This window comes from Streptomyces sp. NPDC029169, assembly GCF_055563935.1.
Window position 1 is genome coordinate 165,631 of the sequence record NZ_JBVHXA010000004.1, and the last position, 21,930, is coordinate 187,560.

Annotated in this window: 21 protein-coding genes; 5 read left to right on the forward strand and 16 right to left on the reverse strand. The window is 72.5% G+C overall.

Annotation, left to right across the window (positions count from 1 at the left end):
* Positions 1 to 10: 10 nt before the first annotated feature.
* The 3 genes from ACZ4VI_RS09995 to ACZ4VI_RS10005 all read right to left on the reverse strand — a co-directional run bounded on the left by ACZ4VI_RS09995 (position 11) and on the right by ACZ4VI_RS10005 (position 2,051).
* Positions 11 to 949, reverse strand: coding sequence for a phosphotransferase family protein (locus tag ACZ4VI_RS09995; RefSeq protein WP_467998354.1), 939 nt, complete (start codon positions 947 to 949; stop codon positions 11 to 13).
* Positions 950 to 1,461: 512 nt separating this feature from the next.
* Positions 1,462 to 1,629: a hypothetical protein gene (locus tag ACZ4VI_RS10000; protein ID WP_467998356.1), complete on the reverse strand. Its 168-nt coding sequence runs from the start codon at positions 1,627 to 1,629 to the stop codon at positions 1,462 to 1,464.
* 188 nt (positions 1,630 to 1,817) lie between these two features.
* Positions 1,818 to 2,051, reverse strand: coding sequence for a hypothetical protein (locus tag ACZ4VI_RS10005; RefSeq protein ID WP_137990476.1), 234 nt, complete (start codon positions 2,049 to 2,051; stop codon positions 1,818 to 1,820).
* A 195-nt stretch (positions 2,052 to 2,246) separates the two neighbouring features.
* On the opposite strand from ACZ4VI_RS10005, the gene ACZ4VI_RS10010 reads away from it, so the two are divergent.
* Positions 2,247 to 3,428, forward strand: coding sequence for a serine/threonine-protein kinase (locus ACZ4VI_RS10010; protein WP_467998358.1), 1,182 nt, complete (start codon positions 2,247 to 2,249; stop codon positions 3,426 to 3,428).
* 28 nt (positions 3,429 to 3,456) lie between these two features.
* Here the strand turns inward: ACZ4VI_RS10010 and ACZ4VI_RS10015 are convergent, their stop codons facing one another.
* From ACZ4VI_RS10015 to ACZ4VI_RS10050, 8 genes are all read right to left on the reverse strand, one after another.
* On the reverse strand, positions 3,457 to 4,275 hold the full coding sequence (locus ACZ4VI_RS10015; RefSeq protein WP_467998360.1) for a TrmH family RNA methyltransferase: 819 nt from the start codon (positions 4,273 to 4,275) through the stop codon (positions 3,457 to 3,459).
* Positions 4,276 to 4,391: 116 nt separating this feature from the next.
* Complete coding sequence (cobA, locus tag ACZ4VI_RS10020; protein WP_467998362.1) at positions 4,392 to 5,624, reverse strand: uroporphyrinogen-III C-methyltransferase; 1,233 nt, start codon at positions 5,622 to 5,624, stop codon at positions 4,392 to 4,394.
* A gap of 376 nt (positions 5,625 to 6,000) precedes the next feature.
* On the reverse strand, positions 6,001 to 9,474 hold the full coding sequence (cobT, locus tag ACZ4VI_RS10025) for a nicotinate-nucleotide--dimethylbenzimidazole phosphoribosyltransferase (RefSeq protein WP_467998364.1): 3,474 nt from the start codon (positions 9,472 to 9,474) through the stop codon (positions 6,001 to 6,003).
* 305 nt (positions 9,475 to 9,779) lie between these two features.
* Entirely contained in the window at positions 9,780 to 10,976 is a 1,197-nt protein-coding gene (cbiE, locus tag ACZ4VI_RS10030; RefSeq protein WP_467998366.1) for a precorrin-6y C5,15-methyltransferase (decarboxylating) subunit CbiE, read from the reverse strand.
* Between the two features lie 71 nt (positions 10,977 to 11,047).
* Positions 11,048 to 11,683: a GNAT family N-acetyltransferase gene (locus ACZ4VI_RS10035; RefSeq protein ID WP_467998368.1), complete on the reverse strand. Its 636-nt coding sequence runs from the start codon at positions 11,681 to 11,683 to the stop codon at positions 11,048 to 11,050.
* A gap of 177 nt (positions 11,684 to 11,860) precedes the next feature.
* Positions 11,861 to 12,718 carry a MetQ/NlpA family ABC transporter substrate-binding protein gene (locus ACZ4VI_RS10040; protein WP_467998370.1) on the reverse strand — a complete coding sequence of 286 codons (858 nt, stop codon included), beginning with the start codon at positions 12,716 to 12,718 and terminating at the stop codon, positions 11,861 to 11,863.
* 81 nt (positions 12,719 to 12,799) lie between these two features.
* Positions 12,800 to 13,468 (reverse strand): methionine ABC transporter permease, encoded by a 669-nt coding sequence (locus ACZ4VI_RS10045; RefSeq protein ID WP_467998372.1) that lies wholly within the window; start codon positions 13,466 to 13,468, stop codon positions 12,800 to 12,802.
* On the reverse strand, positions 13,465 to 14,526 hold the full coding sequence (locus tag ACZ4VI_RS10050) for a methionine ABC transporter ATP-binding protein (RefSeq protein WP_467998373.1): 1,062 nt from the start codon (positions 14,524 to 14,526) through the stop codon (positions 13,465 to 13,467). Before ACZ4VI_RS10050 ends, ACZ4VI_RS10045 begins: the two co-directional genes overlap by 4 nt.
* A 576-nt stretch (positions 14,527 to 15,102) precedes the next feature.
* Between ACZ4VI_RS10050 and ACZ4VI_RS10055 the strand changes: the two genes are divergently transcribed.
* Together ACZ4VI_RS10055 and ACZ4VI_RS10060 are read left to right on the forward strand one after the other, a co-directional pair.
* Entirely contained in the window at positions 15,103 to 15,465 is a 363-nt protein-coding gene (locus ACZ4VI_RS10055) for a hypothetical protein (RefSeq protein ID WP_467998375.1), read from the forward strand.
* Positions 15,465 to 15,884, forward strand: coding sequence for a hypothetical protein (locus ACZ4VI_RS10060; RefSeq protein WP_467998377.1), 420 nt, complete (start codon positions 15,465 to 15,467; stop codon positions 15,882 to 15,884). Before ACZ4VI_RS10055 ends, ACZ4VI_RS10060 begins: the two co-directional genes overlap by 1 nt.
* Here ACZ4VI_RS10060 and ACZ4VI_RS10065 read toward each other — a convergent pair.
* The 3 genes from ACZ4VI_RS10065 to ACZ4VI_RS10075 form a co-directional block, all read right to left on the reverse strand.
* Positions 15,881 to 16,363 (reverse strand): GNAT family N-acetyltransferase, encoded by a 483-nt coding sequence (locus ACZ4VI_RS10065; RefSeq protein WP_467998379.1) that lies wholly within the window; start codon positions 16,361 to 16,363, stop codon positions 15,881 to 15,883. The genes ACZ4VI_RS10060 and ACZ4VI_RS10065 overlap by 4 nt on opposite strands.
* A 17-nt stretch (positions 16,364 to 16,380) precedes the next feature.
* Positions 16,381 to 16,926, reverse strand: a complete 546-nt coding sequence (locus ACZ4VI_RS10070) for a sigma-70 family RNA polymerase sigma factor (RefSeq protein ID WP_467998381.1) — start codon at positions 16,924 to 16,926, stop codon at positions 16,381 to 16,383.
* A 180-nt stretch (positions 16,927 to 17,106) separates the two neighbouring features.
* Positions 17,107 to 18,249 carry a glycerophosphodiester phosphodiesterase gene (locus ACZ4VI_RS10075; protein ID WP_467998383.1) on the reverse strand — a complete coding sequence of 381 codons (1,143 nt, stop codon included), beginning with the start codon at positions 18,247 to 18,249 and terminating at the stop codon, positions 17,107 to 17,109.
* Positions 18,250 to 18,475: 226 nt separating this feature from the next.
* On the opposite strand from ACZ4VI_RS10075, the gene ACZ4VI_RS10080 reads away from it, so the two are divergent.
* Positions 18,476 to 19,147 carry a lysophospholipid acyltransferase family protein gene (locus ACZ4VI_RS10080; RefSeq protein ID WP_329122715.1) on the forward strand — a complete coding sequence of 224 codons (672 nt, stop codon included), beginning with the start codon at positions 18,476 to 18,478 and terminating at the stop codon, positions 19,145 to 19,147.
* Between the two features lie 78 nt (positions 19,148 to 19,225).
* On the opposite strand, the gene ACZ4VI_RS10085 is transcribed toward ACZ4VI_RS10080, so the two are convergent.
* Positions 19,226 to 20,773 (reverse strand): MFS transporter, encoded by a 1,548-nt coding sequence (locus tag ACZ4VI_RS10085; protein WP_467998385.1) that lies wholly within the window; start codon positions 20,771 to 20,773, stop codon positions 19,226 to 19,228.
* Positions 20,770 to 21,321: a TetR/AcrR family transcriptional regulator gene (locus ACZ4VI_RS10090; RefSeq protein ID WP_467998387.1), complete on the reverse strand. Its 552-nt coding sequence runs from the start codon at positions 21,319 to 21,321 to the stop codon at positions 20,770 to 20,772. Before ACZ4VI_RS10090 ends, ACZ4VI_RS10085 begins: the two co-directional genes overlap by 4 nt.
* A gap of 85 nt (positions 21,322 to 21,406) precedes the next feature.
* Here ACZ4VI_RS10090 and ACZ4VI_RS10095 point away from each other — a divergent pair, with 85 nt between their 5' ends.
* Positions 21,407 to 21,916 carry an HAD domain-containing protein gene (locus ACZ4VI_RS10095; protein WP_467998389.1) on the forward strand — a complete coding sequence of 170 codons (510 nt, stop codon included), beginning with the start codon at positions 21,407 to 21,409 and terminating at the stop codon, positions 21,914 to 21,916.
* Positions 21,917 to 21,930: the final 14 nt, after the last annotated feature.

Here is a 21,930-nt window from a genome sequence, read left to right on the forward strand (position 1 = left end):
TGCTTTCAGCTTATGGGGACGCAGGCCCGGCCAACTCGGTTCGGAGTGAGCCGATTCGGGCACAGGTGTCGATCATCACTTCCTCGACCTCGTCGAGCGGGCGGTTCTCGGCGGTGGACTTGACGAGGGAGAGCGCCGCGGTCTGGACGGTCAGGGCGCGGGCGGGGACGTCGAGTTGGGGCCAGGGGTCGTCGTGGGCGGTGACGGCCGGGCCGTCGGCCTGTCGGTACGCGTCGAGGAAGAGGGACCAGATGTCCGGGGGCAGGATCCCGGCGGCGAACCAGGCGGCGGGGCGGGCCAGGTCCCAGGCGGGGTCGCCGAGGCCGAGGTCGTCCACGTCGATGAGGAGCCAGGGGGCTTGGGGGCGGTGGGGGGCGCGTACGAGTTGGCCGAGGTGGAAGTCGCCGTGGCAGAGGAGACGGCGGCCTGTCTGCTCCTCGGGGAGGGTGCGCCAGGCGCGCAGCACGGTCTCGACGGCGGGGCGGGGCGCGCCGGCCGCCCGGCGCATCCGCTCCACGGCGAGGGCTGCTTTGGCGGGGGCGCGCATGGGTGGGAGGCCGGGGGGTGGCGGGGTGCGGTGGAGCCGGGCGAGGAGCCGGGCCGCGTCCTCCCAGGGGGCGGCGTCGGGGTCGGCCGGGTCGACGGGGGTGCCGTAGGGCCAGGCGGTGAGGGGACGGGCCTGGAGCGCGGGGGCGGGGGTCTGGTGGGGCGGGAGGAGGATCCCGTCCAGCGCATCGAGAGCGGCGACGGCGATCCGGGCCGCGTGGGCGTCGGGGTCCATGCCGGGGGCGTGGGCCTTGACGACGACGGCGCCGTGCCGGACGACGGTCCCGTCGTCACGATCGGCGAGCACGGCCGCGGTGTGCGGGGCGCACGGGCACGCGGCATCGACCCGGTGCGCCGCGTCCCGCGCGAGGGCGCTGAGCTGTTCGAGTTCGTCCTGCTCCACGCGGGGAGCGTACGCGCTGCGGGTGGCGGGCACGGAGGACTCCCCCACCCCACCCCTTCCCGAAACCCTGCCGGGGGCTGGTGGGGGGGTGGCCGGTTCCCGGGGGCTGCGCCCCCGACCTCGGAGGCGACGGCTACGCGTCGCCCGGAGCGAACCAACCCGGCCGCACCCGGTGACCCGGCGGGGCGTGCCGGAGTTCCCGAGGGCTGCGCCCCCAGCGCGGGAAGCGCCGACTACGTCGCCCGGAGCGAACCAACCCGGCCGTACCCGGTGACCCGGCTGGGGGTGCCGGGGTTCCCGAGGGCTGCGCCCTCAGCGCAGGCTGCGCGTCGCCCGGCGCCGGGTGTGCGGGAACCGGTGGGGCGTTGGGGCCTGTGGCCCCGAAAAGCGCGAGGGCCGGTCAGCTCCCCAGCTGACCGGCCGCACGCTGCCGTCCGCCGTACCCCCGTCCCCACGGGGTTGTTGGCCGGATGTCCCCGACCCGGGCCGCTCTCCCGGGTCCGGGGCGCCGCTCAGCGCCCCAGCATCACGCCCACGGACGACGCCTGTGTGACCACTGCGTCCCAGCCGCCGAAGACGACGACCAGCAGGGTCGCGAGAGGGAGGACCATGGCGGTCGCCACCAGGGGGTGGCGGCGGCCCGAAGGTCGGGGGGTGATCCGCGGTACCGGGTACGCCATGGTTCCTCTCCTGTCGTGTCTGGCAGCGGCGGGTGTCTGACCTCGGGGGACGAGTGCTGCACCCGCCGCTTGACTTCAACACTAGGGATCGGACGCCGCCCGGACGTCATGCCCGCGTACCGATCTCCGGGCCTCCCGGAGGATGACGAGTGCCCCCGCGGCGTACTCCCCTGGGTGGAGGGACCGCCCTAGGACTGAGGGTCTTCCCGGAGGGGGACCGGCTGCTCGACCAGCGCGAGGACCCGGCTCGCCATGAAACGGGCCGTCCGGACGACCACCCCCGTGCGCGTGACTTCGCTCACTTCCACCACCCCTCTCCGTACCGCCGTCTCCACCCTCCGGCCCGCCCGGCTTGCCACCACTTCGTACGTCCGTGTCGTGTCCCCCGCGTCCACGACTATCTCCACGCGGTCACCCTTCATCGCCCGAATCCCCCTTCTGCGATTGGATATTGGAGAATGCCGCGGCCCGGACGCGCGTCTGCGACGGCGTCCTGACCACCCCTCAAGTGTCCTCCCCAGCACTGACAATCGATCCCCCGGCGAGGGCGCGGCCTATGAGCACACCGGGGCGTCAATACGTAAGCTGTGCCACGTCGAACGGACGAGGGGACGGACATGGCGATGATGCGGCTCCGGCGCGAGGATCCGCGGATCGTCGGGTCGTTCCGGCTCCACCGCCGGCTCGGGGCCGGCGGGATGGGGGTCGTGTACCTGGGATCCGACCGCCGCGGTCAGCGGGTGGCACTGAAGGTGATCCGGCCGGACCTGGCCGAGGACCAGGAGTTCCGGTCGCGGTTCGCCCGCGAGGTCTCCGCGGCCCGGCGCATCCGGGGCGGCTGCACCGCCCGGCTGGTCGCCGCCGACCTGGAGGCCGACCGCCCCTGGTTCGCCACCCAGTACGTGCCCGGCCCCTCGCTGCACGACCGGGTCGCCGAAGAGGGTCCGCTGCGCGCCGCCGACGTGGCCGCAATCGGAGCCGCGCTCTCCGAGGGCCTGGTCGCCGTCCACGAGGCCGGTGTCGTCCACCGGGACCTCAAGCCCTCCAACATCCTGCTGTCCCCCAAGGGCCCCCGGATCATCGACTTCGGCATCGCCTGGGCCACCGGCGCCAGCACCCTCACCCACGTGGGCACGGCCGTCGGCTCCCCCGGCTTCCTCGCGCCCGAGCAGGTGCGGGGCGCGGCCGTCACCCCGGCCACGGACGTCTTCTCGCTCGGTGCCACCCTCGCGTACGCGGCGATGGCGGACTCACCCTTCGGGCACGGCAGTTCCGAGGTCATGCTCTACCGCGTGGTCCACGAGGAGCCGCAGCTGAACGGCGTACCGGACGCCCTGGCCCCGCTCGTACGGGCCTGTCTCGCCAAGGATCCCGAGGACCGCCCCAGCACCCTTCAGCTGTCCATGCGGCTCAAGGAGATCGCCGCCCGCGAGGCGCAGGGGCTGCCCGCCGCCCGCCCGCCGGCGCAGCGGGACCGTACGGAGCAGCCGACCGGATCCACGGGCAGCCGGCCGACGGAGCGGTACACCGAGCGCAGTACACAGGGGCGGTCCGCCGCCCCGGGATCTGCTTCGCGGCCGTCCGCACCCCGCACGGGCGGCGGCGCCGGCGGGTCACGCGCCCCGCAGTCCCGGCCGGGCGGGCGTCCCGCGGCCTCCCGGCCCGGCGGTGCGCGCAGTACCTCGACCGGCCGGCGGCCCGCCAATCCGCGACTGCTGCGGCAGCGGCTGTTCGTGTTCGTGGTGGTGACGTTGGTCGTCGCCCTGGGGATCGCCGCCGCGCAGGCCCTGCAGGGTTAGTCCCCCTGCAGGGTCAGTCCTGCCAGGATCAGTCCTGCGGGCGGCCGCTCGCCACCGCGTAGAAGGCCACGGCCGCTGCCGCGCCCACGTTGAGCGAGTCGACGCCGTGCGCCATCGGGATACGGACCCACTCGTCCGCCGCGCGCAGCGCCTGCGTGGACAGGCCGTCGCCCTCGGCACCGAGCATCAGCGCCGCCCGTTCCAGCTTGTGCGGGGCCGCCACGTCGATCGGGGAGGCCTTCTCGTCCGGCGTGAGGGCGAGCAGCTTGAAGCCCGCCTCCCGTACCGCCTCCAGACCGCGCGGCCAGGTCTCCAGACGGGCGTACGGGACCGAGAAGACCGCGCCCATGGAGACCTTCACCGAGCGGCGGTACAGCGGGTCGGCGCAGTCCGGCGACAGCAGCACCGCGTCCATGCCGAGCGCGGCCGCGCTGCGGAAGATGGCGCCGATGTTGGTGTGGTCGTTGACCGACTCCATCACGGCGACCCGGCGGGCGTCGCGGAGGAGTTCCTCGGCGCTCGGCAGCGGCTTGCGCTGCATCGAGGCGAGGGCTCCGCGGTGCACGTGGTAGCCGGTGACGCGCTCGGCGAGCTCCGGCTGCACCGCGTACACCGGCGCCGGGACCTCGTCGATGACGTCGCGCATGACGTCGACCCACTTGGCGGAGAGCAGCATTGACCGCATCTCGTACCCGGCCTGCCGCGCTCGACGGATGACCTTCTCGCCCTCGGCGATGAACAGACCCTCGGCGGGCTCGCGCCTGCGGCGCAGCTCCACGTCGGTCAGGCCGGTGTAGTCGCGCAGGCGCGGGTCGTCGGGGTCGTCGATCGTGATGAGTTCGGCCACGAGGTGATACTGCCTTCTCCGGGGTGCGGTGCCAATGTGTGCGACGGGGGTTGGTTACCCCCGGTTACTTAACGGGCTTGGTTACTTCGCGGGCTTGGGTTACTTCATGGGCTTGGCTACTTCACCAGCTTCTCAGGGCCCTCCGTCACCACGTCGCCGATGACGATGACCGCCGGCGGGCGGACCTCCTCGGCCTTGACCCGCTCCGCGACCGTGGCCAGCGTGGCGTCCACCCGGCGCTGCGTGGCCGTGGTGCCCTCCTGGACCAGGGCGAGCGGCGTCTCCGGGGACTTGCCGTGCGCAATGAGCGCCTCGGCGATCTTCCCGATCTTGTCGACGCCCATCAGGATCACCAGCGTGCCCGTGAGCTTGGCCAGCGACGCCCAGTCGACGAGGGAGCGCGGGTCGTCGGGCGCGACGTGGCCGCTGACGACGGTGAACTCGTGGGCCACTCCGCGGTGCGTGACCGGGATGCCCGCCGCGCCGGGGACGGAGATCGAGCTGGAGATGCCGGGGACGACCGTGCAGGCGATGCCCTCGGCCGCCAGCGCCTGGGCCTCCTCCATGCCGCGGCCGAAGACGAACGGGTCGCCACCCTTGAGCCGTACGACCGACTTACCGGCCTTGGCGTGCTCGATCAGCGCGTTGTTGATGGCCTCCTGCGCCATGAAGCGGCCGTACGGGATCTTCGCCGCGTCGATCACCTCGACGTGCGGCGGGAGCTCGTTCAGCAGGTCGCGGGGGCCGAGGCGGTCGGCGATGACCACGTCGGCCTCGGCAAGCAGCCGGCGGCCGCGGACCGTGATCAGGTCGGGGTCGCCGGGGCCGCCGCCGACGAGGGCGACGAAGGGGGTACGGGTGCGGTGCTGGGGGGCGGCGATCGAACCGTCCCGGAGGCCCTCGACGATGGCGTCCCGCACAGCGGCGGAGCGGCGCGGGTCGTGGCCGGTGAGCACGGCGACGGTCACGCCCTCGCTGCGGCCGGTGGCCGGGGTCCAGGCGGTGGCCGCCTCGGCGTCGTCGGCGCGCACGCACCAGGTCTTGGTCCGCTCGGCCTCGGCGGAGGCGGCGGCGTTGGCGACGGGGTCGCTGGTGGCGACGAGCGCGTACCAGGCGTCGGCGATGTCGCCCTCTTCGTAACGGCGCTTGATCCAGGTGATCTCGCCGGCCTCGGCCATCGCCTCCACGGAGGGGGTCGCGGAGGGGGAGATGAGGGTGATCGCCGCGCCTGCCGCGATCAGGGCGGGGAGGCGGCGCTGGGCGACCTGACCGCCGCCGAAGACGACGACGCGCCGGCCGGAGAGACGGAGTCCTACGGGGTAGGCGGGGTGCGCGGCGTGCTCAGCCATCTGTGTGCGGCTCCTCGGAGGGCGGGGTGTGCGGGGCCGCTGCGGCGGTGAAGCGGCTGGTGGGGCGGGGTGCTGTGCCCGGTGCCCACGATATCGGTCACCGGGGGTGGGCGGCCTGTGACGGATATCCCGCCCCGTGTGGGCAATCGTCCCGCAGGGCGGGACGGGTGGGCACACGGGACGGCGCCCTTGCGGGTGCCTCCGCTTCCCCGGCCTGGCGCCCACGGGTGCGGTCCGCCCCTCAGGGGTGGACGCCCACGTCGTGCGGGCAGGCCAACGGGAGCGGACGCGCCCGCAAGGGCGCCGTTCCGTTGTGCCCACCCGTTCCGCCCCAGCGGAACGAATGCCCACAACGGTCACGAGGCGGCGCCCCGGGCTACTTCTCCGTGACGCCCGCCGAGTCGAACGTCGCCACCTCGTGCATCGCGCGGGCCGCGCTCTGGACGATCGGGAGGGCGAGGAGGGCGCCGGTGCCCTCGCCGAGGCGGAGGTCGAGGTCGACCAGGGGGCGCAGGCCCAGCTTGTTCAGGGCCGCCACGTGGCCCGGCTCGGCGCTGCGGTGGCCCGCGATGCAGGCCGCCAGGGACTCGGGCGCGATCGCCCGGGCCACCAGCGCCGCCGCGCCCGTCGAGACGCCGTCCAGGACGACGGGGGTACGGAGTGAGGCCGCGCCCAGGATCAGGCCGACGAGCGCCGCGTGCTCCAGGCCGCCGATCGCCGAGAGGACGCCGATCGGGTCCGCCGGGTCCGGCTTGTGGAGGTCGAGCGCGCGGCGGACCACGTCCACCTTCCGCGCGTGCATCTCGTCGTTGATGCCCGTGCCGCGGCCGGTGACCTCGGTCGGGTCCACGCCCGTGTAGACCGAGATGAGGGCGGCCGACGCGGTGGTGTTCGCGATGCCCATCTCGCCGGTGAGCAGGGCCTTGTTGCCCGCTGCGACGAGGTCGCGGGCTGTTTCGATGCCCACCTCGATGGCCGCGAGCACTTCGTCGCGGGTCATCGCGAGGCCCGTCGTGAAGTCGGCGGTGCCTGCGCGGACCTTGCGGGGCAGGAGGCCGGGCGTGGCGGGGAGGTCTGACGCGACGCCGACGTCGACGACGCAGACCTCGGCGCCGACCTGGTTCGCGAAGGCGTTGCAGACCGCTCCCCCGCCGAGGAAGTTCGCGACCATCTGGCCGGTCACCTCCTGGGGCCAGGCGGTGACGCCCTGGGCGTGCACGCCGTGGTCACCGGCGAAGATCGCCACGGCGGCCGGCTCGGGGATCGGGGGCGGACACATCCGGGAGAGGCCGGAGAGCTGTGCGGAGATGATCTCCAGCATGCCGAGGGCCCCGGCGGGCTTCGTCATGCGCTTCTGCCGCTCCCACGCCTCGCCGAGCGCCTTCGCGTCCAGCGGGCGGATGTTGGCGACGGTCTCCTGGAGCAGGTCGTGCGGCTCCTCGCCGGGCAGCGCCCGACGGCCGTACGTCTCCTCGTGGACGACCCAGGACAGCGGGCGGCGCTTGGACCAGCCCGCCTGCATCAGCTCGGGCTCCTCGGGGAACTCGTCGACGTAACCGACGCAGAGGTACGCGACCACTTCGAGGTGCTCGGGCAGGCCGAGCGCGCGGACCATCTCGCGCTCGTCGAAGAAGCTGACCCAGCCGACGCCGAGGCCTTCGGCGCGAGCGGCGAGCCACAGGTTCTCGACGGCGAGGGCCGAGGAGTACGGCGCCATCTGCGGCTGCGTGTAGCGGCCGAGGGTGTGCCGGCCGCCTCGGGTCGGGTCGGCGGTCACGACGATGTTGACCGGGGTGTCGAGGATGGCCTCGATCTTCAGTTCCTTGAACTGCTTCGCCCGGGCCTTCGGCAGCGAGTTGGCGTAGGCCTCGCGCTGGCGCTGGGCGAGTTCGTGCATGCTCCGGCGGGTCTCGGCGGAGCGGATGACGACGAAGTCCCAGGGCTGGGAGTGGCCGACGCTGGGGGCCGTGTGGGCGGCCTCCAGGACGCGGAGCAGCACCTCGTGCGGGATGGGGTCGGAGCGGAAGCCGTTGCGGATGTCGCGGCGCTCACGCATGACGCGCAGCACGGCCTCGCGCTCGGCGTCGTCGTACCCCGGCGCCGGTGCGCCGACGGCCGCCTCGGCAGCCTCCTCGACAGCCTGCTCGTCGACCGGCTCTTCCTCGACGCCGGGTTCCTCGCCCGCGACTTCCTGGACTGCCGAGTTCTGGGGGGTGGCGCCCAAGACGGCCGGTTCTTCGGTGTCGGTGGCCTGGGCTGCCGCGTCCAGGATGGCCGGTTCTTCGGCGTGTGCGGGCTGGGCCGCGGGGCCCTGGGCTGCGGATTCCTGGGCCGCGGGGTCCTGGGCCGTTTGCTCCTCGACGGCCGGGGGCGCCTCCGCGGCGGGCTCCTCGATCACGACGGCCTCGTTGGGGGCGCCCTCGGCCGGGGCGTCGTCCACCGGGGTCTCTGCGACCTGCTCGGCAGGGGCGGCCTGCTCGACGGCGGGGTCCGCCGCCTGGGGCCCTTCGGCCACCGGCTCTTCGGCCGCGGGCAGGGCGACGACCTCGGCCACAGCCTCGGTCTCGGCCGCGACCTCGGCGGGCGCCTCGGGCTGCGGCGCCGGTTCGGCGGCGGCTTCCTCGACCGGCGGTACGGGTACGGCGGCGGCCGGGCCGCCGTCGCGCGGCGCCGGGACGGGCGCGGGGGTCTCCTCCGCGGACGGCTCCACCGGAGCAGCCGGCTCCACCGGAGCGGGCGCCTCCACGGGGGCCTCGGCGGCCGGCTCCTCGGGCATCGGGGTCGGTGCCAGGTGCGGGGTCGTCGGGACCGTGCCCTCGACCTGGACGAACTGGCCGACCGTTTCTGCGGGCGCAGGAGCCTGCACGGGCTGCGGGTCCCACGGCACGGCACCCTGCGGCGGGGTCTCGCCGAGCTGCGGGGCGACCGGGGCGGCCGGCTGCTCCTGGGGGACGTCGATGTATTCGAGGCCGGTCGTCTGCGGTCCCGGGATCCGGGCGGGGATCGGGGTGGGCGCCATCGCGGCAACGGGGGCCGCGACAGGCGCGGGCGCGGGTGCCGGGGCCGGGACGGGGGCGGCGGGGCCACGGTCGGCCAGGGAGCGTACGACTCCCCCGCTGTTCTCCGGCATGGGCGGGCCCATGTGCAGGGGGCGGCGGGCGGGCGGCGGGGTCGGAGCGGCGGCCTGCGGGGGTACGCGTACGCCACCGAGGTCCACCGAGCCGGAGTCGCGGCCGGCGGCCTCGTGGGCGCCGGTGTCCAGGATTCCGGGCTCGTAGCCGTGGTCGGTGACGACCTCGGACGCGACCGGCTCCTGCGGGGCCAGGGGCACCCCGTGCGCCGGTGTCGAGACGGTGTGGACGGGCGCCAGCGGCACACCGACGGCCTCGGGCGCGACCGGCACACCGTGAGCGGGCGTCGAGACGGCGTGGACGGGCGGCTCGGGCGCCAACGGCACGCCGTGCGCGGGGGTCGAGAGGCCGGTCGGGACGCCGTGGGCCGGGGTGGAGACGGCCTCGTGGGCGACGGGTGCGGCCGGGGCCGGCGGGGTCTGGGCGGCGAGAGCGTCGGCGATCGGTCCGGCCAGCGGGTCGGTGAGCGGGTCGCCCACCGGTCGGCCCGGCATCGTCCCGGGTGCCGGAACGGCGACCGGCGGCGCGGGCACGGTGCCCGGCTGGTGCTCGCTCCACGCGCCCTGCGCGCCCGGCATCAGAAGCAGGTCGTCGTCCTCGGCTGCGCTTTCGGAGGGGTCCAGGAAGGTGTACGCGCCCGGAGCGGGGATGCCCGGCTGCTCGACCATGCCTGCGTTCTCCGGCAGCCCCTCGCCCGGGACCTGGCCGGTGTCCGTCATGCGTACCCCTCGCCCATCGGTTGTGCTCCTTCAGACCTTCGCCCGTCAACAAGAACGAGCGTGCGCGCCGTGCGGCACGAATGACGCGCGGGCACCCCAGCATTGTCGCGGCCATCGGCCGTCATGACAGGCGGATCCGCCACGGTTTGCTGTGGACTGCGCCACGTCGCGCGTCCCCCCGTTGCTCCGTACCACATCAGGGGCCCAAACGGGCCCCTGGTTCCGGACATTGGAGAACAAACTGCCGAAGGCCCGGGTGCGGTACGACGATCGGCCAGCCTACCTGGCCCGGTCGGGCGGCTTGATCAGGGGGCGCGATCGATCCGGCGGCCGGAGAGCAGGAAGACGACGGAGCGGTCGCGTTCCGACCAGTCGTTCGGGTCGAGGCCGACGCTCTGGAGCAGGGCGCATTCGACGGTGTAGCCGCCGTCGGCGAGGGCCGCGCCGATGGCCTCGGCCTCGTCGCGAGTGGAGGCGTGGGCGACGATCCGCTCGGGCCGGCGGTCGGTGCAGGCGGTGACGACGGGGACGCCGCCGCCCCCGATCCGTACGACGTCGGGTTCGGGGAGCCGTTCCAGTACGTGCGGGGCCCGGCCGTGGACGGCCTGGAGCTGGACGCCGTGGCGGCGGGCGGCCGCCTCGGTGCGGGCGCAGGCGTCCGCGTCGGCGTCCACGGCGATGACGGCGGCGCCGAAGCGGGCGGCCTCGACGGCGAGCGCGCCGGTGCCGCAGCCGATGTCCCAGACCAGGTCGCCGACGCGGGGGCCGAGCCGGGCGAGCTGGGTCGCGCGCAGGGTCGGGTCCTCGCCGCTGCGGCCGGGCTCTTCGAGGGGCAGGGCCCAGCCTCGTACGGCCGGGGTCTCCTGGCCCATGAGCCAGCCGCCGGGCGGGGCGCCGGCCGTGCCGCCGATGACGATGACCACGTTGGGGTCGCGCCAGGCGTGGTCGGCGGCCTTGTCGGAGGTGAGGACGGTGACCTGTTCGCGGTCGGTGCCGAGTTCCTCGCAGATGACGAAGGTCCGGTGCACGCCGTCGAGGAGGAGGGCGAGTTCGGCGGGGCCGGCGCCGGGCGAGGTGAGGACGGCGACCTTGGTGTGGGCGCGGCAGACGTTGACGGCGCGACGGAGGGTGCGCTGGTGGGCGACGACGATCCGGGCGTCGTCCCAGGGCATGCCGGCCCGGGCGAAGGCGGCGGCGACGGAGGAGACGGCGGGGACGACCTCGACCTCCAGGCCGTGCTCGGGGGCGCGCAGGGTGCGGACGACGCCGAAGAAGCCGGGGTCGCCGTCGGCGAGGACGACGGCGGTGCCGCGGTGGCCCGCGATGCGGCGGGCGGCGAGGTCGACGCTGCCGAGGCGGATCCTTTCGGCGGCGGGCGGTACCTCGGGCAGCGCGAGGTGGTGCGGGGCGCCGGCCACGAGCGTGGCGGCGGAGAGCGCGGACCGGGCCGCTGCGGTGAGGGGCGAGCCGTCCCAGCCGATCACCGTGACCCGGTCGGCCATCGTTGTCTGTCTCCTGAGGTCTTGTCGCAGGTCGTGGGGCGTGTCGAGGGTACCCGGGATCGGTGGCGGGCTCAGCTCCAGTCGGTGAAGGACGAGTAGCCGGCCTCCGCCATCTGGTCGGCGACGCCTTCGAGGTCCTCGGGGAGCAGGCCCCAGACGATGAAGTCGGTGCGCAGGTCGGCCCACTCCCCGTCCTCGGTGCGGGTGCGGGCTATGCAGGCGCCTCTGAGGACGCCTTCGCTGATGCAGCCGATCTTCTGGGCGACCTGCTGGGAGGCGGTGTTGTCGGCGGCGGTGCGCAGCTCGATGCGTTCGAATCCCTGGTCGCCGAAGAGCCACTGGGCGGTGGCGAGGGCGGCCTCGGAGGCGTATCCCTCGCCGCGGGCCCAGGGGGCGATGATGTAGGAGATCTCGGTGGAGCGGACCCGCCAGTCGGTGTTGCTCAGCTGGATGACGCCCACGAGGCGCTGGGTGAGGAATTCGGTGACGGCGAGGTCGAGGCCTCGGCCGGCGGCGCGTTCGGTGGGGGCGTACGCGGTGATCCAGCGGAGTGCGGCGTCCTCGGTGTACGGCTGGGGGACGGCCGTCCAGGCCGCGACCATCTCGTCGTTCATCATCTCGGCGAGGGCGGGCGCGTCCGCCTCTTCGAGCGCGCGCAGCACCAACCGGTCCGTGTTGATGGAGATGTCCGGGAAGGTGGTAGTCATGCTCAGCTCCATGCCGTGGACCGTCCGAATCGACCGTGAACGCACAGCATGCAGCATGCAGTCGCCGGTGCGCATGGCCGGGTCCGATGTGGCGTCAGATCCGGCGGAGGTGCGACGAAGGCCCCGCGCACCGGACGGGATGCGGGGGCCTTCGTCACAAGAACTGTACTGCGGGCCTTACTTGGCGACGGCGCCGAAGGCCGGGACGACCGAGCCGTTGTACGTGTCCTCGATGTACTTCTTCACCTCGGGCGAGTTGAGGAGCTTGGCGAGCTTCTGCACGCGGGCGTCCTTCTCGTTGCCCTCCTTGACGGCGAGGAAGTTGGCGTACGGGTTGTCGTCGGCCTTCTCCAGGGCGATGGCGTCCTTGGCCGGGGCGAGCTTGGCCTCGATGGCGTAGTTGCCGTTGATGACGGCGGCGTCCACGTCGTTCAGGGCGCGGGGCACGGTGGCGGCCTCCAGCTCCTTGAACTCCAGGCCCTTCTTGTCCGTGATGTCGGAGAGCTTGGCGTTGGTGCCGACGCCGTCCTTGAGCGTGATGAGACCGTTCGCGGCGAGCAGCTGGAGCGCGCGGCCGCCGTTGGTGGTGTCGTTGGGGACGGCGATGGTCTGGCCGGCCTTGATGTCCGCGAGCGACTTGACCTTCTTGGAGTAGAGGCCGAGGGGCTCCAGGTGGACGTTGACCACCGGGACGACGTGGGTGTTGTTCTTCGTGTTGAAGTCGTCGAGGTACGGCTTGTGCTGGAAGAAGTTGGCGTCGACCTGGCCGGACTCGGTGGCGGTGTTCGGCAGGACGTAGTCCGTGAACTCCTTCACCTCCAGCTTCAGGCCCTCCTTCGCGGCGAGGTTGTCCTTGACGTAGTTCAGGATGTCGGCGTGCGGCGTCGGGGACGCGGCGACGACGAGGGGCTTGTCGCCGGAGCCGGCCGCGTCCTTCGCGGAGGACGGGTCGGAGGCCGTGCCGCAGGCGGTGAGGCCGAGGGCGAGGGCGGCGGTGGCGGCGATACCGGCGGTGAGCTTGATGTTCTTACGCACGAAAAGTGCCTCTTTCTGGTGGTGCGGTGGACGCCTGGACAACAAGTCCGGGCTGTTTCTTCGAGAACGAAGTCGATGGGGTTACGCCGTGCGTCCTCGGCGGGCGAGGAGCCGGACGGCGAGGTCGCCGATGAGCTGGACGACGGTGACGATCGCGATCAGGACGACGACGGTGACCAGCATGAACTGGGTGTCGAAGCGCTGGTATCCGTACGTGATGGCCTTGGAGCCGAGGCCTTCGCCGCCGACCGCGCCGGCCATCGCGGAGTAACCGATGAGCACGATGACGGTGGTGGTGACGGCGGAGACGAGCGAGGGCAGTGCCTGCGGCAGCAGCACCTTGCGGATGATCGTCGGGACGGAGCCGCCCATGGACTGGACGGCCTCGACCAGTCCGTGGTCGACCTCGCGGATCGCGGTCTCGACGAGGCGCGCGAAGAACGGGATGGCGCCGATGGCGAGCGGCACGATCATCGCGGTGGGGCCGATGAAGGTGCCGACGACGAAGGTCGTGAAGGGGATCAGGGCGATCAGCAGGATGATGAACGGCAGCGAGCGGCCGATGTTCACGATCACGCCGACGACCTTGTTGACCACGGTGTTCTGCAGCAGTCCGCCCTTGTCCGTGAGGACGAGGAGGATGCCGAGCGGCAGTCCGCCGAGGACGGTGACGACCGTGGCCCACAGGACCATGTAGAGGGTGTCGACGGTGCCCTGCTCGAGGAGGGGCTGCATCTCCGACCAGGTCACTTGGCACCTTCCTTGACGAGACCCTGGGTGGGCACGTGGAGCTCGGGGGTCGGGTCCTCGTCGACGACGTCGACCTGGAGGCCCTGCTCGCGCAGGAAGCCGACGGGGACGACGTTCTCCTCGTAACGGCCGGGCAGTTCGATCCGCATCCGGCCGATCTGCTTGCCGCCGACGGTGTCCATGGCGGCGCCGAGGATCGAGATGTCGATGTTGTACGTACGGGAGAGCTGGGAGATCACCGGCCGGGTGGCGGCCTCGCCGTGGAACGTGACGTCGACCACTGTGCGGTCGGGGCCGGTGGGGGCGCCGCTGACCGGGAAGAGTTCGGCGGCCAGCTCGGAGCCGGGGGTGGCGAGCAATTCGCTCACGGTGCCGGACTCCACGATCCGGCCCTTCTGCATCAGCGCGGCCGAGTCGCAGATCGTCTTGACGACGTCCATCTCGTGCGTGATGAGGAGGACGGTGAGGCCGAGCTGCCGGTTGAGGTCGCTCAGCAGCTGGAGGATGGAGCGGGTGGTCTCCGGGTCGAGGGCGCTGGTGGCCTCGTCGGAGAGCAGGACCTTGGGGTTGCCGGCCAGGGCGCGGGCTATGCCGACGCGCTGCTTCTGGCCGCCGGAGAGCTGGCCGGGGTAGGCCTTGGCCTTGTCGGCGAGGCCGACGAGGTCGAGGAGTTCCAGGGCGCGGCGGGTGCGTTCGGCGCCGGAGACGCCGAGGATCTCCAGGGGAAGCTCGATGTTGTCCTTGACCGTGCGGGAGGACAGCAGGTTGAAGTGCTGGAAGACCATGCCGATGCTGCTGCGGGCGCGGCGCAGATCGCGCCCGGCGCGACGGCCGTTCGCCGCCAGGGCGGTGAGGTCGACGCCGTCCACGGTCACGGTGCCGGAGGTGGGACGCTCCAGGAGGTTGACGCAGCGGATGAGCGAGGACTTGCCGGCGCCGCTCTGGCCGATCACGCCGTACACCTCGCCCTCGCGGACGTGGAGGTCGACGCCGTCCAGAGCGGTGACCTGGCGGCCTCGCGACTCGTAGACCTTGGTCAGGCCCGAAGTGGTGATCACAGGGGTTTCCGTCACTGTCGAGTGCGCGGCGCGGGGTCCGCCGGGCACGGGGCATTCGTCGTTCGGACAGTCAGGCGCAGATCGGCCGCTTCGGTGGGTGACCGGAGGCAGCTCGTGCGCGGGGCAGGCACGGTCCGTCGCTCGGGGCGGGCGGATCGGCTCGGCCGTCGGGTCTCGCTTCGGGGCGCGAGGCGCAGGCGGGGGCCCTCAGAAGGCGCACATTCGACACATACAGCGAGCACCGGGCGTCGTGTTCGCCTCGGTCGCAAGTGTGCGGCTGCTCGTCGTGGTCATGGCTGCAAGTAGAGCACACGGGGGTACGGCCACTTCGAGGGTGTCCGAATAGCGGACGTCGCTGAGACATCATCCGGACAGCCGGGGCGGCCGTCCGGCGCCCACGCCGATCTCTGCTCCCCCGTCCGTGGCCTGCGCGGATACGTCCGACAGGTCGGTTACGGCGACGTCGGCGAGAGGCTCGGAACGGTGGCGGGTGTGGTCAAGGCCACGGGTCCGCCTGCTGTTGCGGGGCGGGGGGCGAGCGCATCGGGCCTTTCGGCCCGTAATACCCTCGGGGCCATGCTTGACGCCCTGACGGTCGCGGTCTCGGTGGCCGCGCTCGCCCTCGCCGCCTGGTGCGGCTTCGCCTTCACCCGAGACCAGCCGACCAAGGACTGGCACTTCATCGGCATGGCCGTGGTGACCTTCCTCGCCCTGGTCCAGCTGGTCGTCGGCATCGTGCAGCTGTCGCGCGGCGAGAAGGCCGAGGAGGGGGCGACGATCTTCGTCGCGTATCTGCTGGGCGCGCTGTGCGCGGTGCCGGCGGCCGCCTTCATGTCGCTGACGGAGCGGAGCCGCTGGGGCTCGGCGACGGTGGCGGCGAGCGGGGTCGTGCTCGCGGTCCTGGAGGTACGTCTCTTCGACATCTGGACGGTGGGCTGATGACCGCGACGGACGCGACCGGCAGGGGCACGCGCCTGGTCAAGGGCCCCGGCATGCTGCTGGTGTGGCTGTACGGCGTGATGTCGGTCGGCGCGGTCTCGCGCTCGATCTACCAGATCGCCACCGAGTTCGACCGGGCGCCGCTCGCGTACGCGCTGTCCGCGGTGGCGGCCGTGGTGTACGCCTTCATCACGTACACGCTGGTCCGGGGCGGGGAGACGGCCCGCAGGGCGGCGCTTGTGTGCTGCGCCGCCGAGCTGGTGGGCGTACTGACCGTGGGGACCTGGACGCTGCTTGACCCGTCCGCGTTCCCCGACGCGACGGTCTGGTCGGACTACGGCTACGGCTACATCTTCATCCCGGTACTGCTGCCGGTGACCGGGATCTGGTGGCTGCGGCGCTCCCGGGTGACTGCCTAAGCCGCCTTCTCCAGGGTCACGAGCGTGAGCCGGGGCCCGATCTCGCGCGTGGCGACCTGCTCGTACCCCTTCTTCCGGTACAGCCGCAGGTTGCCCTCGCTGCGGTGGCCCGTGAAGAGCTGGAAGCGCTTGGCGGTGGGGGCCGGGTCGCCGGCGAAGTGGGCCTCGATGGCGTCGAGCAGCCGGCCGCCGAGGCCGTGCCGCTGCATGCGCGGGTGGACGATGAGCTTGGCGATCCGTACGGTGCCCGCCTCGTCGACCCGGCCGCGTACGGAGGCGATGACCTCGTCGCCGAGGCGCGCCACGAGCGCGTGGCCCTGGGCGAGTTCGGCCCGCAGGGCGTCCAGGGTCTGGGTGAGCGGCTCGATGGCGTAGTCGCCGTAGAGCTCGGCCTCGCTCTGGTAACAGAGGTACTGCAGCTTGAGTATGTGCTCCGCGTCCTGCGCGTCAGCCGCTGAGATGGTCACGCTCATGCCCATGTGTGCATGCCTCCCGCTCACCTGGTCCATCGGTCGGTCTCCCGCACCCTTCCCCTCAAGGTCGCCGCGGGAACCTCTGCAGCCAGCATTCTGCGCAGGCATCCCAGGCAGCGGGAACGCATCGGCCCCAGACTGCCTTGTGAGATACCCAACTCCCCTGCGATTTCCCGGTAGGTGGGGTCGGCCGGGTCGAGCATCGCGGTGAGCAGGCGCGGGCAGTGGCCGGGGGTGCGGCGGACGGCGGCGCGGACGGCGCGGCGGCGTTCGGTCGTCAGGGCGGTGCTCTCGGGGGAGCCGTCGTGCGGCTCGGCGGCCTCCTCGCCCCGGTACGGGCGCTCCCGCAGCGCGGCGCGGCGGGCGCGGCGGGCCTCGGCGCGGACGGCGCGGCGGAGCCAGTCGGCGGGGCGGGTGGGGGCGTCGTGCTCCTGGAGGCGCTCCAGGAGCTTGAGCCAGACGGCCTGTTCGAGGTCGCCCGCGTCGACGCCGGCGGCGGGGGCCTCGGCGCTGGACTCGGCGGCGAGGAGGGGGGCGAGGGTGCGGAGGAGGTGTGGGTCGGGGGTCATGTCCGGCACGACGGGGCGGGGCGGCGGGCGGTTGCGGACTTGTGCGTAAACCACTCGCGTGGGTGCGGTTGCCCGTGGTCCGGGCCCAGGGTCTTGGGCTGGACGGACCACGGGACGGCGCCGCGCTTGTGGGTTGTGCCCACCCGTTCCGCCCCTGCGGAACGTATGCCCACAACGGGGTCAGTCCGAAGCGGCCAGCAGTGCTGTGTCCGGGTTGTCGGTGAAGATGCCGTCGATGCCCGTGGCGAGGTACGTCTTCAGGGCGCCGAAGGCGTCTCCGTAGGCCGTCGGGTCCGTGCCGCGGCGGAAGTCGGCGGGCAGGAAGCTGTTCTCGTTGCGCTGGGTGTACGGGTGGAGGATCAGGCCCTCCGCGTGCGCGTCGCGCACCAGGGTCGTCGGGGTCCCGAGGCGGCCGTCCTTGTCCTTCGGGATGACCAGGTCGAGGACCGGACCGATGCCCTGGGCGTACGAGGCGATCCACCGCAGCCCCTCGGGCGTGACCAGATCCGCGACCGTGCGCGGGTCACCCGCCTGGACGAAGTCCCACGGCCGGTCGTCCGCGGTCCACAGCAGCACCACGCGCGGGGAGTTCACCAGCTTCGCCATCCGCTGCATGCTGCTCGGCTCGAAGGACTGCAGGAAGACCGCGGAGTCGGCGCGGTGACGCCCGTACCGGCGCAGCAGCTTGGCGAGGCGCTCCTCCAGGCCGAGGCCGAGGGAGCGGAAGTAGGTGGGGTGCTTGGTCTCGACGTGCAGCCAGACCTCGCGGCCCCGGCGGCGGCCCTCCTGCTCGGCCCAGCGCAGCACCTCCTCGAAGGTGGGTATCTGCCAGCGGCCGTCATAGAGCGTGTTCTGCTGGCGGGTGCCGGGGATGCGCTCTTTGGCGCGGAGGGTCTTGAGCTCCGCGAGGGTGAAGTCCTCGGTGAACCAGCCGGTCAGGGACACGCCGTCGACGGACTTGGTGGTCCTGCGGGAGGCGAACTCCGGGTGGTCGGCGATGTCCGTCGTGCCGGTGATGTCGTTCTCGTGGCGGCAGACCAGGTGGCCGTCCTTGGTGGGGACGAGGTCCTGCTCGATCACGTGGGCGCCGAGGTCGAGCGCGAGCTGGTAGGAGCCGAGGGTGTGCTCGGGGCGGTAGCCGCTGGCGCCGCGGTGTGCGATGACGGTGGGGACGGGGAGGGAGCGGAAGCCGTGACCCTTGCCCCGTGCCTCGGCGGCCTGCGCGGCGCCCGTGGGAAGGGCCGTCGAGGCTCCCAGTACAGCGGCGCCCGCCGCCCCGAGGACCGTCCGCCGGGCCGGGCTCCGGTGCTCACCCTGTGTCATGAAGGCTCCTTCGATGTGATGTCCCGCACCTGTCAATCGTTGCTCCGACCGTAGGCACTCGCCCCTTACCTGCGGCAGACCCTGGCCGAACTTGGCGGAAACACACGTCAACACTGCGTATCCGATCGGTGAACCCGATGTGCGCACGACGGTGACCCGCGAGTATCGTCCTCACCTGCACGGCCCCCGTACGACGCCGCCCACGCCCCCGACACCGGAGGAACCGTTGTCCCGTCTCGCACTCATCAAGGCAGTGCTCGGACCGATCCTGCGTCTGATGTTCCGCCCACGTGTGGAAGGTGCCGAGAACATCCCCGGGACGGGTCCGGTGATCCTGGCGGGCAACCACCTCACGTTCATCGACTCGATGATCATGCCGATCTGCACGGACCGCCCGGTCTTCTTCATCGGCAAGGACGAGTACGTCACGGGCAAGGGCTTCAAGGGCCGCCTGATGGCCTGGTTCTTCACCAGCGTCGGCATGATCCCGGTGGACCGGGACGGCGGCCGGGGCGGTGTCGCGGCGCTGATGACGGGCCGCCGCGTCCTGGAGGAGGGCAAGATCTTCTCGATCTACCCGGAGGGCACCCGCTCCCCCGACGGCCGGCTGTACCGGGGGCGTACCGGCATCGCGCGGCTGACGCTGATGACGGGCGCGCCGGTGGTGCCGTTCGCGATGATCGGCACGGACAAGATCCAGCCGGGCGGGGCGGGGCTGCCGCGGCCGGGCCGGGTGACGGTCCGCTTCGGCGAGCCGATGGAGTTCTCGCGGTACGAGGGGATGGACCGGGACCGCTATGTGCTGCGGGCGGTGACGGACTCGGTGATGTCCGAGGTGATGCGTCTTTCGGGCCAGGAGTACGTGGACATGTACGCCACGAAGGCGAAGGCCGCGTAGCCGTTGTGAGCGGGTAGGCCCACGGGGCCGGGGTCCTTCGGAAGGACCCCGGCCCCGTGGTGTTGTGCCCACGACGGGTTACGGGTGCTCCACCCCGTCCGCCAGCTTCTGGCCCTTCAGGAGGAACCAGGCCGCGACCGCCGTCGCGAGCAGGACCGCCGCGCCGACGCCGGCCGCGATGTTCAGGCCGTCGACGAAGGCGTCCTGGGCCGTGGAGACCAGGGCGTTCGCCGCGTCGGGGGCGAGGCCCGCGGAGGCCTCGACCGCGCCGCCGAGCGATTCGTGGGCCGCGGCGGCGGTGTCCGCCGGGACTCCTGCCGGGGTCGTGAAGCCCTGGTAGACGCCGGTGACGATCGAGCCGAGGAGCGCGATGCCGAGCGCCGCGCCCAGTTCGTACGCGGTCTCGGAGACGGCGGAGGCCGAACCCGCCTGCTCCTTGGGCACGCTGGAGAGGATCACGTCCGCCGTGACGGTGAACGAGAATCCGGCGCCGAGGCCGACGACGAGCAGGGCCGCGCCGAGCAGCGGGTAGCCGGTGTCGCGGTGGACCAGGGTGATGACGGCGAGCGCGAGTCCGATGGCGCCGAGGCCGCCGGCCACGATTGCGCGTACCGAGAACCGGCGGGCGTACCGGCCGGCGATCAGGCCGGTGACCACGGCGCCGATGGCGGCGGGCAGTTCGGCCAGGCCGGCCTCCAGCGGCTCGCGTCCCTGGACGAGTTGCAGGAACTGGGAGAGGAAGAAGACCAGTCCGGACAGTCCGAAGACGGTGAGCAGGTCGGCGAGGACCGCGCCCGAGAAGCCGCGGTGCTTGAACAGTCGCATGTCGAGCAGCGGCGCGGTCAGCGCGTACTGGCGCCGGACGAAGGCGAACAGGGCGGCGGCGCCGATGGCCGCGGCGGCCCCGATCTCCCAGGACAGGCCGTGGGAGGCGAGTTCCTTGACCGCGTAGACGACGCCGATGACGCCGACGAGCGAGAGTCCGACGCTGGGCAGGTCCCAGGGGCCGGCGACCGCGTTCTTGGACTCGGGCAGCAGCTTGATGCCGACGAGGACCAGGACGGCCATGACGGGCAGGTTGATGAGGAAGACCGAGCCCCAGTAGAAGTGCTGGAGCAGCGCGCCGCCGACGACGGGTCCGATGGCCGCGCCGGCGGAGGCGGTGGCGCCCCAGATGCCGATGGCGAGGCTGCGCTCCTTGGGGTCGTGGAAGATGTTCCGGATCAGCGCCAGGGTCGACGGCATCAGCGTCGCGCCGGCGACACCGAGGAGCGCGCGGGCGACGATCATCATCTCGGGGCTGGTGGCGTACGCGTTGAGTACGGAGACGGCGCCGAAGGCGGTCGCGCCGACGAGGAGCAGCTTCTTGCGGCCGATCCGGTCGCCGAGGGAGCCCATGGAGACGAGGAGTCCGGCGATGACGAAGGAGTAGATGTCGCCGATCCAGAGGAGCTGGGTGCCGGTCGGCTCGAGGTCCTCGCTGAGGGAGGGGGTGGCGAGGCCGAGGACCGTGGCGTCCACCGCGACCAGCAGGACGGCGAGGACGAGAACCGATAGCGCGAGCCAGCGGCCGGGGCTCTTCACCTCCGTCTCCGTCGTCGGGCTCAGCTGCTGGGTCCTGCTCATTTCTCCACGCTCCGTCGTGCGCCACCGAGCAGCAGCTCGGTGATCATGTAGGGGTAGTCCTTGGCCGCGACCCGGCCGTCCATGACGGACCAGGCGCAGGACGAGATGAGGCCGTAGAGGGCCTCGGTGAGCCAGGCGGGGCTCAGGTCGATCCGGAAGGTGCCTTCTTCCTGGCCGCGCCGGAAGAGGGCGCTGACCCGGGCGTCGAGCCGGGCCCAGCCCACGTTGATCTGGTCGCCCTCGAAGAGCTGGTTCTCGGTGACGAGGAAGGCCAGCAGCTGCGCGCAGGGCTCGGACGCGGCGACGAGCCGCCGCAGGGCGTCGTCGGCCGGACCGTCGTCGAGGCGCGCGGTGTCGAGCGCGGCCTCGAACTCCTCGATGCCCATCGCCTCCAGGGCCCTGACCAGCGCGTCCCGCCCGGCGAAGTGCCGGTGCAGGGTGGCGCGCCCGATGCCGGCGGCCCGGGCGACCTCGTCCATGGTGGCGGTCGATTTCCGGGCGAGCAGGGCGGCGGCGGCGTGGAGCACCTGGGTGCGGTCGACTGACATGAGACAACCATACACCGAATGAGACGCTCATGTCTCATTCGATAATTCGACGCCTCATAGAGGGCCGGGAAGGAATGCTGTGGACATGACGAAACCGCTGCTGCTGATCGACGTGGACGGGCCGCTGAATCCTTATGCGGCACAGGCCCAGCGCCGGCCGGCGGGATATACGACCCACCGCATGCGGCCGGGCGGCTGGTTCGAGACGAAGCCGCTGCGGGTGTGGCTCAACCCCGCGCACGGGGACGAGCTGCGCGCGCTTGCCGAGTCGTACGAGCTGGTGTGGGCGACGACCTGGAAGGGCGAGGCGAATGACTGGATCGGGCCTCATCTCGGGCTGCCCGAGCTGCCGTTCATCGACTGGCCCCAGATGCACGGAAAGGCCCCTCGCGGGACCTTCTGGAAGACGCAGTACATCCTGGAGTACGCGGCCGGGCGGCCGTTCGCCTGGGTGGACGACGACATCACGTCGTACGACCACGAGTACGTGGACCAGAACCACCTCGCCGCCGCCCTGTTGCTGCACGTCGATCCCCGACTCGGACTGCTCCGGCCGGACTTCGACGCGCTCGCGGAGTGGGCGGCGGCGCTGTGACGGTGCTCTGAGCG

Coding starts and splice junctions, on each gene's coding strand:
- ACZ4VI_RS10000 (WP_467998356.1), bottom strand. CDS start 1,629: ATGGCGTACCCGGTACCGCGGATCACCCCCCGACCTTCGGGCCGCCGC.
- ACZ4VI_RS10005 (WP_137990476.1), bottom strand. CDS start 2,051: ATGAAGGGTGACCGCGTGGAGATAGTCGTGGACGCGGGGGACACGACA.
- ACZ4VI_RS10010 (WP_467998358.1), top strand. CDS start 2,247: ATGGCGATGATGCGGCTCCGGCGCGAGGATCCGCGGATCGTCGGGTCG.
- cobA (WP_467998362.1), bottom strand. CDS start 5,624: ATGGCTGAGCACGCCGCGCACCCCGCCTACCCCGTAGGACTCCGTCTC.
- cobT (WP_467998364.1), bottom strand. CDS start 9,474: ATGACGGACACCGGCCAGGTCCCGGGCGAGGGGCTGCCGGAGAACGCA.
- cbiE (WP_467998366.1), bottom strand. CDS start 10,976: ATGGCCGACCGGGTCACGGTGATCGGCTGGGACGGCTCGCCCCTCACC.
- ACZ4VI_RS10035 (WP_467998368.1), bottom strand. CDS start 11,683: ATGACTACCACCTTCCCGGACATCTCCATCAACACGGACCGGTTGGTG.
- ACZ4VI_RS10055 (WP_467998375.1), top strand. CDS start 15,103: ATGCTTGACGCCCTGACGGTCGCGGTCTCGGTGGCCGCGCTCGCCCTC.
- ACZ4VI_RS10060 (WP_467998377.1), top strand. CDS start 15,465: ATGACCGCGACGGACGCGACCGGCAGGGGCACGCGCCTGGTCAAGGGC.
- ACZ4VI_RS10065 (WP_467998379.1), bottom strand. CDS start 16,363: ATGGGCATGAGCGTGACCATCTCAGCGGCTGACGCGCAGGACGCGGAG.
- ACZ4VI_RS10070 (WP_467998381.1), bottom strand. CDS start 16,926: ATGACCCCCGACCCACACCTCCTCCGCACCCTCGCCCCCCTCCTCGCC.
- ACZ4VI_RS10075 (WP_467998383.1), bottom strand. CDS start 18,249: ATGACACAGGGTGAGCACCGGAGCCCGGCCCGGCGGACGGTCCTCGGG.
- ACZ4VI_RS10085 (WP_467998385.1), bottom strand. CDS start 20,773: ATGAGCAGGACCCAGCAGCTGAGCCCGACGACGGAGACGGAGGTGAAG.
- ACZ4VI_RS10090 (WP_467998387.1), bottom strand. CDS start 21,321: ATGTCAGTCGACCGCACCCAGGTGCTCCACGCCGCCGCCGCCCTGCTC.
- ACZ4VI_RS10095 (WP_467998389.1), top strand. CDS start 21,407: ATGACGAAACCGCTGCTGCTGATCGACGTGGACGGGCCGCTGAATCCT.